The 14,672-nt window shown below is 55.0% G+C and carries 13 protein-coding genes; 4 read left to right on the top strand and 9 right to left on the bottom strand.

Translation table 11 applies throughout. The annotated features are described in order from the left end of the window. The first annotated feature begins 88 nt into the window (after nucleotides 1–88). Nucleotides 89–1,396 (top strand): ISL3 family transposase, encoded by a 1,308-nt coding sequence (locus ACT3RW_RS02065; protein ID WP_441665189.1) that lies wholly within the window; start codon nucleotides 89–91, stop codon nucleotides 1,394–1,396. A 647-nt stretch (nucleotides 1,397–2,043) separates the two neighbouring features. Here the strand turns inward: ACT3RW_RS02065 and ACT3RW_RS02060 are convergent. From ACT3RW_RS02060 to ACT3RW_RS02050, 3 genes are all read right to left on the bottom strand, one after another. Further along, nucleotides 2,044–2,613: a GNAT family N-acetyltransferase gene (locus tag ACT3RW_RS02060; protein ID WP_444612656.1), complete on the bottom strand. Its 570-nt coding sequence runs from the start codon at nucleotides 2,611–2,613 to the stop codon at nucleotides 2,044–2,046. Nucleotides 2,614–2,758: 145 nt separating this feature from the next. Then, the gene (locus ACT3RW_RS02055; RefSeq protein ID WP_444612655.1) at nucleotides 2,759–3,448 is read right to left on the bottom strand and encodes a M24 family metallopeptidase; all 690 of its coding nucleotides are present in this window, start codon (nucleotides 3,446–3,448) and stop codon (nucleotides 2,759–2,761) included. A gap of 213 nt (nucleotides 3,449–3,661) precedes the next feature. Continuing rightward, nucleotides 3,662–4,069: an SRPBCC domain-containing protein gene (locus ACT3RW_RS02050; RefSeq protein ID WP_444614602.1), complete on the bottom strand. Its 408-nt coding sequence runs from the start codon at nucleotides 4,067–4,069 to the stop codon at nucleotides 3,662–3,664. Nucleotides 4,070–4,375: 306 nt separating this feature from the next. On the opposite strand from ACT3RW_RS02050, the gene ACT3RW_RS02045 reads away from it, so the two are divergent. The 3 genes from ACT3RW_RS02045 to ACT3RW_RS02035 are packed head-to-tail and all read left to right on the top strand — an operon-like array spanning nucleotide 4,376 to nucleotide 10,942. Beyond that, on the top strand, nucleotides 4,376–9,040 hold the full coding sequence (locus ACT3RW_RS02045) for an ATP-dependent helicase (protein WP_444612654.1): 4,665 nt from the start codon (nucleotides 4,376–4,378) through the stop codon (nucleotides 9,038–9,040). Nucleotides 9,041–9,065: 25 nt separating this feature from the next. Next, nucleotides 9,066–9,890 carry a DNA-formamidopyrimidine glycosylase family protein gene (locus tag ACT3RW_RS02040; protein ID WP_444612653.1) on the top strand — a complete coding sequence of 275 codons (825 nt, stop codon included), beginning with the start codon at nucleotides 9,066–9,068 and terminating at the stop codon, nucleotides 9,888–9,890. 38 nt (nucleotides 9,891–9,928) lie between these two features. Next, nucleotides 9,929–10,942: a pseudouridine synthase gene (locus ACT3RW_RS02035; protein WP_444614601.1), complete on the top strand. Its 1,014-nt coding sequence runs from the start codon at nucleotides 9,929–9,931 to the stop codon at nucleotides 10,940–10,942. Nucleotides 10,943–10,991: 49 nt separating this feature from the next. On the opposite strand, the gene ACT3RW_RS02030 is transcribed toward ACT3RW_RS02035, so the two are convergent. From ACT3RW_RS02030 to ACT3RW_RS02005, 6 genes are all read right to left on the bottom strand, one after another. Then, on the bottom strand, nucleotides 10,992–11,276 hold the full coding sequence (locus ACT3RW_RS02030) for a hypothetical protein (protein ID WP_131090481.1): 285 nt from the start codon (nucleotides 11,274–11,276) through the stop codon (nucleotides 10,992–10,994). A 329-nt stretch (nucleotides 11,277–11,605) separates the two neighbouring features. Continuing rightward, nucleotides 11,606–11,902 (bottom strand): hypothetical protein, encoded by a 297-nt coding sequence (locus ACT3RW_RS02025; protein WP_444612652.1) that lies wholly within the window; start codon nucleotides 11,900–11,902, stop codon nucleotides 11,606–11,608. 111 nt (nucleotides 11,903–12,013) lie between these two features. Beyond that, on the bottom strand, nucleotides 12,014–12,451 hold the full coding sequence (locus ACT3RW_RS02020; protein ID WP_444612651.1) for an NUDIX hydrolase: 438 nt from the start codon (nucleotides 12,449–12,451) through the stop codon (nucleotides 12,014–12,016). A 115-nt stretch (nucleotides 12,452–12,566) separates the two neighbouring features. Continuing rightward, nucleotides 12,567–13,001 (bottom strand): NUDIX domain-containing protein, encoded by a 435-nt coding sequence (locus ACT3RW_RS02015; RefSeq protein WP_444612650.1) that lies wholly within the window; start codon nucleotides 12,999–13,001, stop codon nucleotides 12,567–12,569. Nucleotides 13,002–13,064: 63 nt separating this feature from the next. Continuing rightward, a complete protein-coding gene (locus ACT3RW_RS02010; RefSeq protein ID WP_131090484.1) occupies nucleotides 13,065–13,496 on the bottom strand; it encodes a GNAT family N-acetyltransferase in 432 nt (143 codons plus the stop codon). A gap of 369 nt (nucleotides 13,497–13,865) precedes the next feature. Then, complete coding sequence (locus tag ACT3RW_RS02005; RefSeq protein WP_444612649.1) at nucleotides 13,866–14,642, bottom strand: SDR family NAD(P)-dependent oxidoreductase; 777 nt, start codon at nucleotides 14,640–14,642, stop codon at nucleotides 13,866–13,868. Nucleotides 14,643–14,672: the final 30 nt, after the last annotated feature.

The following is a 14,672-nucleotide window of genomic DNA, read 5'->3' as shown; positions in this document are numbered from 1 at the left end:
CTCACAGGCATGTCATAAATCAATAAAAAGTCGAGGCCTTCACGAGAATGGAAGTTACCACACTAACGATTCTTGAAAGACCTCGACTGTGCACCATTCTATCTATTCCCCAGCGGATCTGACGACTTTCACCGGCCTCGACAGTCTAGGACTAACGGCTATCGCTCAACACATAACCTCAGCCAGGGCTGAGATTCTCTGCGAAGTCACCACCCCAAACCCATGGTGCCAATCCTGCGGAGCCCAAGGAATACCACGCGATACCGTCATCAGACGTATCGCGCACGCACCGTTCAGCTGGCGGCCCACCGCCCTAGCTATCCGTCACCGCAGGTACCGGTGCACGCAATGCCACCATGTCTGGCGTGAAGACCTCACCCAAGCTGTATCACCACGACAGAAAATCAGTAAAACTGGTTTGCGTTGGGCGCTCTATGGCCTGGTCACCCAACACCTTTCAATCTCACGGATTGCTGAAGGATTAGGCGTTTCGTGGAATACCGCCAATGACGCGGTGTTGGCCGAGGGTCAACGGTTACTGATCAATGATTCCACCCGCTTTGACGGGGTCAAAGTCCTTGGCGTTGACGAACACGTGTGGCGTCATACCCGCGACGGGGATAAATACGTAACGGTCATCGTGGACCTCACGCCCGTCATGGAAGACACCGGAGCATCCCGTTTATTAGACATGATTCCCGGCCGTTCCAAGGCCGTGTTTAAGACCTGGCTTGCTGAACGCGATGAAGCATGGAAAAACACTGTTGAGGTCGTCGCGATGGATGGTTTCACAGGCTTCAAAACCGCTGCCGCTGAAGAGCTACCTCAAGCCGTGGAAGTTTTGGATCCTTTTCATGTGGTCAAGCTCGGATCTGACGCGTTGGACCAGACAAGGCAGCGGGTTCAACGGGTGCAGCACGGTCATCGAGGGCGCAAAGATGATCCGCTGTATCAGTGCCGGCGGACCCTGACTACCGGGCTGTCATTGGCTACGGAGAAGCAGAAAGCCAAGGTTGAAGCGTTGTTCAAGAAACCTGAGTATGAGCCGGTTGAACTGGTGTGGAGTGTTTATCAGAAGATGGTTGATGCGTACCGGCAATCGAAACCAGAAGTCGGTCGGTGGGCTATGGGGCAGTTGATTGAGGAGATAGGAACGAAGGTGCCCAAGGGTTTGCCGGAGTTGAAGAAGCTCGGTGGAACTCTGCGGCGTAGGAAGAGCGATATTCTGGCGTATTTTGACCATGTTGGCTGTTCGAACGGTCCTACTGAGGCGTTGAATGGGCGGTTGGAGCATTTGCGGGGTATCGCTTTGGGGTTCCGAAATTTGACGCACTATGTCGCACGGTCATTGTTGGAGACCGGTGGATTTAGGAAGGTTTTACACCCTCATTTGTGAAGAGCCACTATTGCTCAAAAAGTATGGCGCTTATAAGACCAATGTCTTTGGTGTCTCGGTCATCGCGTCTGGGTGTGCGATTGGGCTGATTTCGGCCTCGGGTTGGGGCATGACGGCAACGATGATGCTCGTTGGCGTTGGGTGGAATGTTCTATTCGTGACTGGTTCGGCGTTACTTCTCCAGTCTTATCCTCAAGGCAGAGGAGCGAAACTCCAAGGTTTCACGGACGGAACTACCGCTGCCATTTCGGCTGGAGGATCTTTTGCGGCTGCTTGGCTTTTGCAGCATCTTGGGTGGAACGGAATAAACCTCTTGGCGCTCGCGGTCGTTGCGGGCGTCCTAACGATCCTTGTTTGGCTGAGTATTCGTGCGCGCAGAGCCCATGCATTAGCAGCTGCCCAATCTTCGTCATTGGTCGCCTCAGAATCATAGGCATTGAAGTTTCTGTTGGGAGCAACCCCACATGCGGTCGAGTAACTTGTATCAAAGCTTTCGCTAGAATCCACACTTTCCCACCGCTAGCAGCAGGGCAGCTACGAGATTTGGTGAGCTCTAGTGACTCCACTTCCCCAGGTTTCTGTCCTCCTACCAAAGCCGACTTGAGTTGGTGACGCAGAACCACTGACTTGTTCCATGCAAATCTAAGCTATAGGGCGGGATCAGTGGCCAATCGAGCATGTGAATGCATGTCGTGCCACCCATCGGCGTGAAGAGCTTGTTGACGCTTTATGCCTTCTAGGAAGTAACCACACTTCTGAGCAACCCGGCACGAAGCAGGATTGTTGATGGAATGCGCCAATTCAAGTCGGTGGAATCCCGCTGTTCGAAATGCCCACATAGATAACTCATTCAAAGCTTTAGCAGCCACGCCGGCACCGCGCCCTTGGGGAAGTACCCAATATGAAAGCTCACCAGAACCATTTGTCAGATCGACACGTCGCAGACTGATCTGGCCAAGCACCTCTCTTTCACGAGTGACTGCCCAACCCGCTCCAGACTCACTATTCCAACGGTCAGCCCAGTGAAGGACCCAAGTCTTAGCTTCTTCGGCAGTCAGAGTTTTTCCATGCCATTGCATGATCGCCGGATCTTGGTACGCTTCCACAACGACTGAGACATCATTCAAAGCCCAAGGACGGAGCACCAAATTCTCATGCTGCAAGACGGGGTGCTTCAGTCGGGCGAAATTTCCAACCGGTATTACTGGTTCGGTCAAGAGCAGACGTTTCCAATCTTCATAATTTACCTGATTGATAAAACCAACAGACGCTAAGTGATCAGTTTCTTAGATGGCAATTGTTCGCTTTAGGAACAATCCATGGCGCAGAGGCCGGACTTCTTTGCGCGAGCTACGGTCAACCCTAAATAGACGTCAGCACGTCGCCACGAAAATGGTAGATATTCTCGTGTTTGTAGCCATACTCTCCACCGGGCCGCTTTATATGAGGTTCAAAGGTAAAGAATTCAACTTCATCGAGTCTTCGAACGTTACCCGGTTCAATATAAATCCGGTCAGCGCTTTTCTGCTCAATCGAGTGTCCGAGGTTGCAAAGGAAATCAATGTTCTCAAAACCAAGCCTGATTACCTCGTTGTTCATTCTGGCGTGGAGTTCCTCGAAGGTCATCTGTGGCTTAGCTACGTCCAAAAGAACGGCGTGAAGTTGCTCTTCGGCAAGAATTCCACCGCGCCAATCAGCATTCTGCGTTTGCTTCGAATCTCGCAGCGTTTCGCCGTTTTCAACTATGATAGTTCGAGCAAAATCTCCCCAGATGCCATCCTTTTGTGGACTGAGATCGATGGTAAGGATGTCTTCTGACTGGATGACGCGTCCCGCGGTTTCATACGTTTTACCCGGCACCGAAAGAATCGTGTCTTTCCCGCTGAAAACGAACGCACCAATTCCCCAATACCAAAACGAATCAGCGCCAAGGGAAAGCATCGTCTCTTCACAAAGGGCTCGAACGTCCACGAGCTTCTGTCCGGCTTGAATGTTTCGCTGAGCGATATCCATCGTTTCTCGCGCAATAGCCTGAACTTGTAGATGTAGCATGATCGGTCTGCTTTCTTCCGTTGCGTCTGCACATTGGATAGCCAATTTGATCCTATCCGTCGTGAACAGCTATGACTGTCGGATTCCTATGTGGCAAGGATGAACCGAAACGGCGCCTCACAGCAGATCATCCTCAAGGTATGGGGCACCGCCGAGAAACACCCGAAAGAAACCTTTTCGGTGAGCTACGTCCGATGCAACGTACTGAAACTCTCAAATTTCCCGGAGCTCTTCGTACGTGGACCAGAATTCACTCATTGAGCGTGGGTGCCCCAAGAGAAGATCTTCTAAATACAGAAGATGAGTGTGCCAACCCGGAAGGTAGCTTGTTGCAACTTTCCCAAGCCCATCGTGGATCAAAAGCAAACTGGCAGACTCATCACGTTGGGCCAGTTTGATCTGCAATTTCGACAGAGCTTCGTCAGGGAATTTCCAGGTCATAGATAGCAGCTGTTCTGGTTCACATTCCAAGATCTGACTGGTGCAGGAATAGTTTTCTGCATGCCTGATTGTCACCTCACCACCGCTGATGAATGTTCCGTTCGTGAGCGTTCCGAGCCACTGAGGTAGCGCGTTGGGATCAGTGAGGCCCCACCAAAGCCGGCTCACAGGAACATTCATCGCCCACTCGTGGATAACGCGTCCGTTAGTTTTTTGAATCGACCGACCGATAAGTGGCATCTGCCAAGTCTAGTTCGTATGCCTTTTAGGATGAACCTTTTGCGCAGAAAAACATGAACAGACTGATCTTTGCCTCGTAGTCGCTTCTCCACGAAGCAGATCCATGTATGGCGTTCATTTCTGAGACGCATGAAACGATGCTGCAGGATAGTTCTAAACGGGTGCACGCATCATTCACATACGCGCTACCGTGGTTGAAGTTCGACTGTTCTCGAACTGTCTTATTGAGAACGTAGTATCGATTCCATGAGTGATGTGCTTTCCCGTTTTGGTGCGGCCACCCGCAAGTGGTTCACCGATGTCTTCTCTGCGCCTACCGTTGCGCAAAGTGGCGCTTGGGAATCCATCTCCGACGGGAAGCACACCCTAGTCATCGCTCCAACGGGTTCAGGCAAAACCTTGGCCGCATTCCTCTGGGCTTTAGACCGGTTGCACCATGCCGAACTGGACTCCCCAGCCTTGCCGGGCTTGGAATCAGATGCGGATCATCCGACAGGCAACGGCACCAAGGTCCTCTATATTTCTCCGCTGAAAGCCTTGGGCGTAGACGTTGAGCGCAACCTACGTTCCCCGCTGGCCGGCATCCGCGCCACCGCTCATGAAATGGGCTTGTCCCAACCATCAGTTTCGGTGGGTGTACGCTCGGGAGACACCCCGGCTAATGACCGGCGCAAGCTGCTCAAGGATCCGCCGGAAATCCTGATCACTACGCCTGAGTCGCTGTACCTGATGCTCACCAGTCAAGCCCGCAAAACCTTGTCCCAAGTGCATACGGTCATCATCGATGAAGTCCACGCCATCGCCAATACCAAGCGCGGCACCCACCTGGCATTGTCCTTGGAACGCCTCGATGCGTTGCTCCCCACTCCGGCCCAACGCATTGGCCTATCAGCCACGGTGGAACCGCCCGAGGAAGTCGCCCGCTTCCTGGCGGGTTCAGCACCGGTGAATATCGTGCGCCCCCCGTCCACCAAGAAGTGGGAGCTGGCGGTGCGCGTCCCGGTCGAGGACATGACCGATCTACCTTCGGCAGCTGGTGCCCACGATCTGGGACCTGGCTCCTCCCCCGCAGCATCGGCCAGCATCTGGCCGCACGTGGAAAACCAGCTGGTGGACCTGGTGCTGGAAAACCACTCAACGATCATCTTCGCCAACTCCCGAAGATTGGCCGAGCGTCTCACCGGACGGCTCAACGAAATCTACGCCGAACGCGAGGGATTCAGCGCCGAGGATACTTCCACCTCTTCCCCAGCCGTATTAATGGCCCAGGCCGGATCCACCGCGGCTTCGAACCCGGAAGCGCCTCTGCTCGCCCGAGCCCACCACGGCTCGGTTTCCAAAGATGCTCGCGCCCAGATTGAAGAGGATCTGAAGCTGGGCAAGCTGCGCGCGGTGGTGGCCACCAGCTCGCTGGAACTCGGTATCGACATGGGCCTGGTGGATCTGGTCATCCAGGTCGAGTCCCCCAACTCCGTCTCCTCTGGTCTGCAACGTGTGGGTCGTGCCGGACACCAAGTCGGTTCTGTCTCTCAAGGCATCTTTTTCCCTAAGCACCGCGCGGACCTACTCTCCACCGCACTGGTGGTCACGCGTATGCGCCAGGGAGCAATCGAAAAAATGGTTATCCCGGCCAACCCGCTGGATGTGTTGGCCCAGCAGACTCTGGCCGCAGTGGCCATGGACGACTTGGAAGTTGAGAAGTGGTTCGAGACCGTACGCCGCTCCGCTCCCTACCAACAGCTCCCACGCAGCGCCTATCTGGCCACCTTGGATATGCTCTCGGGCAAATACCCCTCAGATGAATTTGCCACCCTGAAGCCACGGCTGATTTGGGACCGAGATGCCGGCACATTGGTAGCGCGCCCTGGAGCGCAACGCTTGGCCGTGATTTCCGGTGGCACCATCCCAGACCGTGGACTTTTTGGTGTCTTCCTAGCCGGGGCCGAAGATGACAAGGCTCCCAAGCGTGTGGGTGAGCTGGATGAAGAAATGGTCTACGAGTCGCGGGTGGGTGACGTCTTTGCGCTCGGTGCGACCAGCTGGCGCATTGAAGACATTACCCATGACCGAGTGCTGGTCACCCCAGCCTTTGGCCAACCCGGCAAACTGCCTTTCTGGCACGGTGACGGTCTGGGCCGTCCGGTGGAACTTGGTGCGGCGCTAGGTGAATTCACCACGAGTTTGCTGGCCAGCGAACGAAGCGAAGCGTCAGGTGTTTTGCGTACCGGTGGGTTGGATGACTTTGCAGCCAATAATCTTCTGAACTATTTGGGTGAGCAGCGCCGGGCGACCGGTCAGGTGCCCAACCATCAGAACTTCGTGATCGAGCGTTTCCATGATGAGCTCGGCGACTGGCGAGTCATCCTGCACTCCCCCTTCGGCCTGGCAGTCCACGCCCCGTGGGCACTGGCCGTGGGTGCGCGCGTACGCGAACGCTGGGGGCTGGATGCCTCGGCGATGGCCGCCGATGATGGCATTGTGCTGCGCATTCCGGCCATGGATGACCAAGCACCCGGAGCGGACCTTTTTGCTTTTGAAGCCGATGAAATCATCGACGTGGTCACCTCGCAGGTGGCAAATTCTGCGTTGTTCGCTTCCCGCTTCCGCGAATGCGCGGCTCGCGCCTTGTTGCTTCCCCGGATCAACCCGAGCAAGCGCACGCCGTTGTGGCAGCAGCGCCAACGGGCGAGCCAGCTGCTGGATGTAGCTCGGAATTACCCGGATTTCCCGATCATCCTGGAAACCGTACGCGAGTGCCTGAATGACGTTTATGATCTGCCGGCTTTGTCTGCGATTCTGTCCAAGGTCTCTTCACGCGCCATCCGGCTGGTCGAAGTCACTACCGAGTTGCCTTCTCCTTTCGCCCAATCCCTGCTCTTTGGCTATGTTGCGCAGTTCCTCTATGAGTCTGATGCGCCACTGGCTGAACGCCGTGCAGCAGCCCTGAGTCTGGATCCGGTGTTGCTCGGTGAATTGCTGGGCCGCAATGATGTGCGTGAAATCCTTGATCCTCGAGTTATCACCGGCTTGCAGGAACAGTTGCAGTATCGAGCAGATAACCGGCGTTTAGCCGGAATGGAAGGCGCAGCCGACCTGCTGCGTCTCTTGGGACCGCTGACTAGCGAGGCCTTAGCCGCCCGACTGCGAGATCCAAATGAGGACAGTGCACCAATAGATCCGGCTACCGCAAGGGAACATGCCGAAGCCCTAGTTGCCACTCGCCGTGCTTTCACCCTGCGTCGAAGTGGGTCCTTGGCCTACGCCGCGATCGAAGATGCCGGCAAGTTACGTGATGCCTTGGGCACCCCGCTGCCCACCGGGATTCCGGCGGCGTTCTTGGAGCCGGTGGCCGACCCCATCCAAGATCTGATCTCACGCTACGCGCGCACCCATGTTCCTTTTACGCTCACCGAAATTGCTGCAGAACTCTCACTGGGTGTTGCGGTGTTGCGACCAATACTCGACCAGCTGGTGGCTGCCGGCAGACTATCGGTCGGCGCCTTCCGCCCGGTGGAGATTGTGCCCGAGGGCATCAGCGGTGATGAATACTGCGATGTCCAAGTGCTGCGCACCATTCGCACCAGGTCTTTGGCTGCCCTGCGCGCTGAGGTGGAGCCGGTTGATCAAAACACCTATGCCCGGTTCCTTCCCGCCTGGCAGCAGGTTGGATCAACTCTTAGTGGCCCCGATGGCGTTTATGAAATCATCGCTCAACTTGCTGGAGCTGAAGTGCCCGCCTCCGCGCTGGAGTCCTTCATTCTTCCTGCCCGACTCAACGGCTATCAAAGCTCGTGGCTAGATGAACTGTGCAGCGCGGGAGATATTCTGGTGTGTGGCGCAGGTGCAGCCGGTGGCAAAGACGGCTGGTTGTCGTTGCATACTGCCGAACACGCAGCGCTCTCCTTGCCAACGCCTGATGTCAGTAGCCTTCAGGCCATAGATCTGCGCGTGCTTGAAGCCTTTGAATCAACCGGCGCCTATTTTGCTGAGGAACTCGCCGCCCGCATCCACCATCCGGATAAGCCTCCGGTCAGTGCCCAAGATATAGCCGAGTCATGCTGGAGGCTTTTCTGGGCCGGATATATTTCACCCGACACCTTGGCTCCGATTCGCGGTTACTTGGCCGGCGGAAGTACTGCACACAAGATCGCCAAACCGGCACCGCGCGCCCGTGCCGCACGGCTCAACAGGCTCTCGGGTCTGAACCGTCTTGCGCAGGATCACGGTGGCTCCCCGATGCGTAGTCCACGCGGTTCAGCGCGTTGGTCTTTGCTCCCCCAGCCGGTAGCTGATCCCACCATTTCAGCGCATGCGACAGCAGAGATCATGCTGGAACGCTATGGCGTACTCACCCGCGGCTCGGTCGCCGCCGAAACAGTACCCGGCGGCTTCGGTCAGTTGTACCGAGTGTTGTCCAAGTTGGAAGAAGCAGGGCATGCCCGACGTGGTTACTTCGTGGAAAAGCTGGGGGCTGCCCAGTTCTCCACTTCAACCACCATTGACCGTTTGCGCGGATACCAGCTCTCCGAGGATCCTCGCCGTCAGCCTGTAGCCATGGTGCTCGCTTCGACAGACCCGGCCAATCCTTATGGTGCGGCGCTGGGCTGGCCAGCCACGCAGACCGGGCACCGCCCTGGACGCAAAGCCGGAGCCATCGTTGGGATGTTGGATGGTCAATTGTGTTTGTACCTGGAACGTGGCGGCCGCACGGTGCTAACTTTTACCGAACTTCCAGAAGAGTCATGGAACATCATTGCGATGCATCTGGTGGCAGCCCTGCGCACGGCCAAAGTGGAGAAAATTGCCATCGCTACCGTGGACGGTCAACCTGTACTGGACCATCCGGTGGGAGCCGCCCTATTGGCTGCAGGTTTCTATTCGACGCCGCAAGGCATTCGATTCCGGCGCTGATTCCTGAACAGAAAGAAGAGCTCTCATGCCTGAAGGTGATTCCGTCTATCGTGCCACTGCACGGCTCCACCAAGCCCTGGCAGGGCAGAGCTTACTGTCTTCTGATTTTCGAGTTCCGGCCTTGGCGACAAGAGATCTCAAAGACTATGTTGTGCATGAGGTAGTTCCAGCGGGTAAACACCTGTTGATGCGACTGCATCCTCCAGTAGCTGGGTCTTCTGAATTCTCTACAAAGCCACTGACCCTGCACTCGCATCTTCTGATGGAAGGGCGCTGGGATCTGTATGCCGCGAATGAGCGTTGGAAGAAACCAGCGCACACTGCACGCGTAGTGCTCAAAACATCTACGGTGACGGCCGTGGGCTTTGATATTGCTCAGGTGCGCTTGGTGCCAACCGAACAAGAGGCTGAACTCATCGGTCATTTGGGACCCGATTTGTTGGGTGCGGATTGGGACGCTCAGGTGGCGGTTGAAAATCTTCAGAGTAATCCGCAGCAAGGTATCGGCCAAGCAGTGCTGGATCAACGGCTGATGGCCGGTGTGGGAAATGTGTACCGTTGCGAAATCTTGTTTCTTAAACGTCTACATCCACTGACCCAAGTCGGCCAGATTGCTGACCTTCCGGCAGTAGTTCATATGGCCCACCGTCTGCTGACGGTAAATAAGGACCGGACTCGTCGCGTGACCACCGGCACCGAACGGACCCGAGAACCGCTCTGGGTTTATGGCCGTGCAGGAAAACCATGCCTTCGCTGCGGCACCCCTATCGCGTTACTCAAGATCCCATCAACTTCAGAAGGTTCCGAGCGGGATTGCTACTGGTGCCCACATTGCCAACCGGCGGTCTGAAGCCCTACTGAAGAGATGAAAGAATAGCCTTTATGGCTATGGAATCCCCGCTCCCCGTTCGTAACGGCGTTAATGCAACCCGTTTGCGGCTTCCGCAAGACGGAGCGTGGGCCACCGTGGCCGATTATCTGCGGGAACGCTTTGGCCATGTGGATCCTGAAGGCATCTTGCGACGCTTTGATAACCAAGAAATTGTTGGACTCGGCGGCGTGCCTCTAGACCGCCAAACAACCATGGATGAACACGAGTTCATCTGGTACTACCGCTCATTGCCGGTAGAAACGCCAATTCCTTTTGAAGCCAAGATCCTGCACCAAGATGAACACTTGCTGGTTGTCGATAAGCCACATTTTTTGCCTACCACTCCCGGTGGACGATTCATCCAAGAATCGGCTCTGGTTCGTTTGCGCAACCAAACCGGCATTGATGATCTTGTTCCGATGCACCGGTTGGACCGTGCCACCGCGGGCGTCATTCTTTTTGCCGTGAACCCAGCAACCCGCGGCGACTATCAGATGCTTTTTGAACGCCGTGAAATCAGCAAACGCTATAAAGCGGTCGTCGCACTGCAGCCCGGAGCGGGTCTGGAAACCGGCCGAGTGCTTCAGCCAAACGGCGAACATTCACTGGTCAAAGACGAAGCGCAACTGCACAACTTGCTTGGCCAGATGCCCATGGTTTACGAAAACCGCATGTCCAAGGTCAAGGGACAGTTGCGATCCGTCGTCAAAGATGGTGCACCCAATGCAAAGACCTTCATTGATGTTGAAGCCGTAGGCCGCAGTGCAGGTCAACATGCAGGAGTGGAAGTTGCGTTGATGGATCTCAAACCGCATTCGGGCAAAACCCACCAGTTGCGCGTGCATCTAGCTTCATTGGGTCTGGGAATTATCAATGATGCTTTTTATCCGCGTTTGTGGGACTTGGCTCCGGATGATTACCAGCGCCCGCTACAGCTGTTGGCGCACACCATTTCCTTTACTGATCCACTGACCGGAATTGACCGTAGTTTCAGCTCTGCTCAGCAGTTGGCCGAAGCGCCGGTCATCTAGCCGACTTACTGGAAGCGAAACAGGATTAGGCCTAAAAGAATTTTCATTCCTATCTTTCGTATAGACGTCCGGTGTCCCGTATTCGGGCAACGTCGCTTTGACTCAAATTTGTACGAACACCTATCGCACGAACGGAAACTCCATGCGACAGGGCTGAAGAAATAGCATGTTCAAGCTCTTCAATGCAGCCAGCCAAGGCATCGGTATGTGAGGACTTCTTCTCGACTGCTTGCAGCTCGACCAATCTAGCAATCAACGTGTCAATCCACGCCCAGTCATATTCAACCGATGTTTTGGCATCGTCCTCGTGATGAAATATGACCCAATCGTTCATCAGTTGAATTCCTCTCACGTGGCGACATTGTAAGCAAATACCTTGCTGCAGACTCATGAGGGGCAAATAGAACGCCCCTACGTAGACTCTAGCGCTGGTGAGCAAGCGGTAGTTGGCATCGAATCACAACTTGGTTCTCAACAATTGTGTGCAGCGCGGTCTGAACAATTGTTTGTGGTCGAAAACGGTCGTGCTTGACCAGGAAACAAGAAACTAACAAGGTGCCACTTTCCGAAGTCCTCAATACTCCTGCACATTGTAGTCAGCCCGCAAGAGGAACCTTGACTGGGACACAAAAGTCGGGGCAGGGAAAACAGAACGGTCAACTGTCATGACTGCATCATGTCGTCATCTATTTCGAATACATAGAAGCCGTTGTTGAAAAACCAGTCAAGAGACACTCCCGGATTATTCAATCTTCGCTGCCACCCAGGAAGACCGATAAAAGTTGTTTCCATTCCCAAGGCGTGCACGCGTGTTCTTGCTTCATCGAGAATGATGGAATCTTTCACCTCTGGCTTGTTGTCCGTGATCTCCCACAGGTGGCATAGGACTATATACATCCCTGCGGTGTTATTGACGACGTCAGAGTAATCCACGAGATCGAAATAGAATCCATCATTCATGGTGCCATTCTCTATGAAGATCAAGGATCTACGCGACAACGTCAACGACCCCTTCGGTTCTCATTTACGGAACCCTCTACGGGACGGAAAAAATTGGGGCCAGATAATGCATCACGATTTCATAGGAGACGCTAGCCATCTTTGCAACAGATCGCTAGTTCCCTCCGGGTACAGCGGACGGTTTAGCTGTTCGATATTGATCCAACGGACCGGGCTACCCTCATCTAATATGTGAAGTTGTGCGTCGAGGGCAATCGAGTCGATGTCACTAGATTCTACGGCGAACACATGGGCTATTTGGTGCCCTGGCAAGCCTTGATGCACATAGATGTTCTCGACCACGCCGAGTAGCCAGACATTACCAAGCTGCATGCCGAGTTCTTCTCGAAATTCACGCCGCAGTGCAACTTCGGCAGTCTCTCCGAATTCGATTCCACCTCCGATTGCGCGCAAGTACGCGCTGTCTTTGACGGTGTCCTTTCCTTCTTCCGCGAGAAGGTGACCGTTGCGAATCGGTAGCCCTACGGCCAGGTTCCTGATTGTAGCCATGCCTCATTTTATATGTCTCGTGACCGACCACCTTCAGTGCTTGTCACTGAACTATCTTCGAAAACCCAAGTTTCAGATGGGAAACTCTTCGCAACACTTAATGCCGCCACCAGCATCATTCCGCTTTGAGCTTCCATAGCTGCGCCCCAAGCCCAGCGGCCAAGACGTGCGCGTGTTCGACAGGTAACCACCAGCATTCCCAACTTTCGATTTGATCTCCGCTTTCGGGGTCGTGTTCTCCGGCTATCCAGCGACGCGAAACGTCTCGCTTAGTGACTTCTAGCTCGAAGAAAAATCGATTTGCGACCTCGTTGCGCATGGGGCGAATGTCGTATGTGGATGTTCCAAGCTCACGTTTAACAACGCCTTCGAGTCCGGTTTCTTCAAGGAGCTCGCGAACTGCTGCTCGTTGAGGATCTTCTCCGACTTTTATACTCCCGGCAGGCACCTGAACTCCCGTAATGTGCATCGGATGCTGCAAATGGGTAAATACCAAGAGGTGGCCATCTTGGACGACGTAGCAAACAACTTTATCTTTCACTTCGGGCATTCAATGATCGTACCAATGCGCCAAGGTGTCTTTGTCGCTCAATCAGATCCATAGGAGGAACCCTTACCGGGCTACTTGTTCCGCTAGTCTCTGCATCCACTTCGAGGGGATATCAAGAGGCTCGAACCCAAACTTAGAGTAGAGGCCGTGGGCATCCCCCGTTGATAGAAGCATTCGTTTCAAGTTCAGTGGCTCGAATACCTCAATAACGCCTTCTAGAAGGGCAACGCCGATTCCCTGCCCGCGGACTTCAGGGGCCACGAATACATCGCAAAGCCAGGCAAACGTGACCCCATCCGTGACTACACGCGCGTAGGCGACTTGCCTGCCCGAGTTTGTCTCGTAGACGCCAAAGTTTCGGGATCCGTTCATCGCCTGATCCTGTGTTGAGCGGGATCTTCCCTTTGCCCAGTAGCTCTCCTCGCTGAGCCAGTGATGCACTTTTTCCCGATCGATATCGGCGTCGTCGGAAGAGAAACGGTAGGTCGAATTCATCCCACCATCCAATCACAACTCCTTCGCACCAATGCTCATTGCCTAGGGGATCCGCCCGCAGAAAATCTCGCCCCATAGCGGCGTCATTGATCTGTTCTCAACAGTAGGACCCGGGTCCGTGAGACGGCGGTGGGTCAACGTCCCGTAAGCCGGTCGCCATAAGGGACAGACTCCGATCTGACTCCTGACGATTTCAAAACATCGAAGTCTCACGAATTTTGAATTCCCATATACCCCGCCCGCAAAACTGCCCGGTGAAGGTGACTTATACGGACGCCTAAAACGGTCGTTTCCGTCTCAGCCACGTAGAGAACCGGACGCAGTGTGGCAGGCCCACGGTTTATGGGACCTGCCGCGCCACATCGCGCTTTAGCGCGGAGCCATCCGGATAGCACCATCAAGACGGATGGTTTCGCCGTTAAGCATTGGATTAGCCACGATGTGTTCCGCCAATGCGGCGTATTCTTCTGGGCGTCCCAATCGCGAAGGGTGGGGCACCTGAGCTCCCAAGGAGTCTTGAGCAGCCTGCGGCAGAGAATCCATCATGGGCGTGTGGAAGATCCCCGGAGCAATGGTCATAACCCGAATCTGGTGACTGGCCAGTTCACGGGCTAGCGGCAAGGTCATCGCGGCCACCGCTCCCTTAGAAGCGGCGTAGGCAGGCTGGCCAATCTGGCCATCAAAGGCTGCCACTGAAGCGGTATTAACGATGACTCCACGTTCGGTGGTTCCTTGAGCGTCAGTCAGTGCTTCGCTATGCGCCATCGCTTCAGCAGCCAAGCGGATGACGTTGAAGGTGCCGTTCACGTTGATCTCTAAAACCTTTAAAAAGCGTTCCAGCGGCAGTACGCCATCTCGTCCCAGTACCTTGCCGGGAGTGGCCACGCCAGCGCAGTTAACCACAACTCGCAGCGCACCGAGTTCCTTGCACCGCTCGATGGCGGTAGCTACCTGCTGGGCATCGGTGACATCTGCCGGGGCGTAGCGAACGTTGGCACCAATCTGTGCTGCAATTTCGTCGCCGTCCTCTCGCGCCAGGTCAAGAACGACAACATGTTTGGCGGTTGCCGCGAGCTTTTGTGCGGTGGCCCGGCCTAAACCCGAAAGTCCACCGGTGACTAAAGCGACTGAATCCTGCAGCTGCATGCTTACCCCTTTGTAGTGCGTACATTTACC

The organism is Glutamicibacter sp. AOP5-A2-18 (genome assembly GCF_052446055.1).
In the GTDB taxonomy this organism is placed as follows: domain Bacteria; phylum Actinomycetota; class Actinomycetes; order Actinomycetales; family Micrococcaceae; genus Glutamicibacter.
The sequence above is the reverse complement of the archived record's forward strand: the minus strand, read 5'-3'. Positions and strand labels throughout refer to the sequence as shown.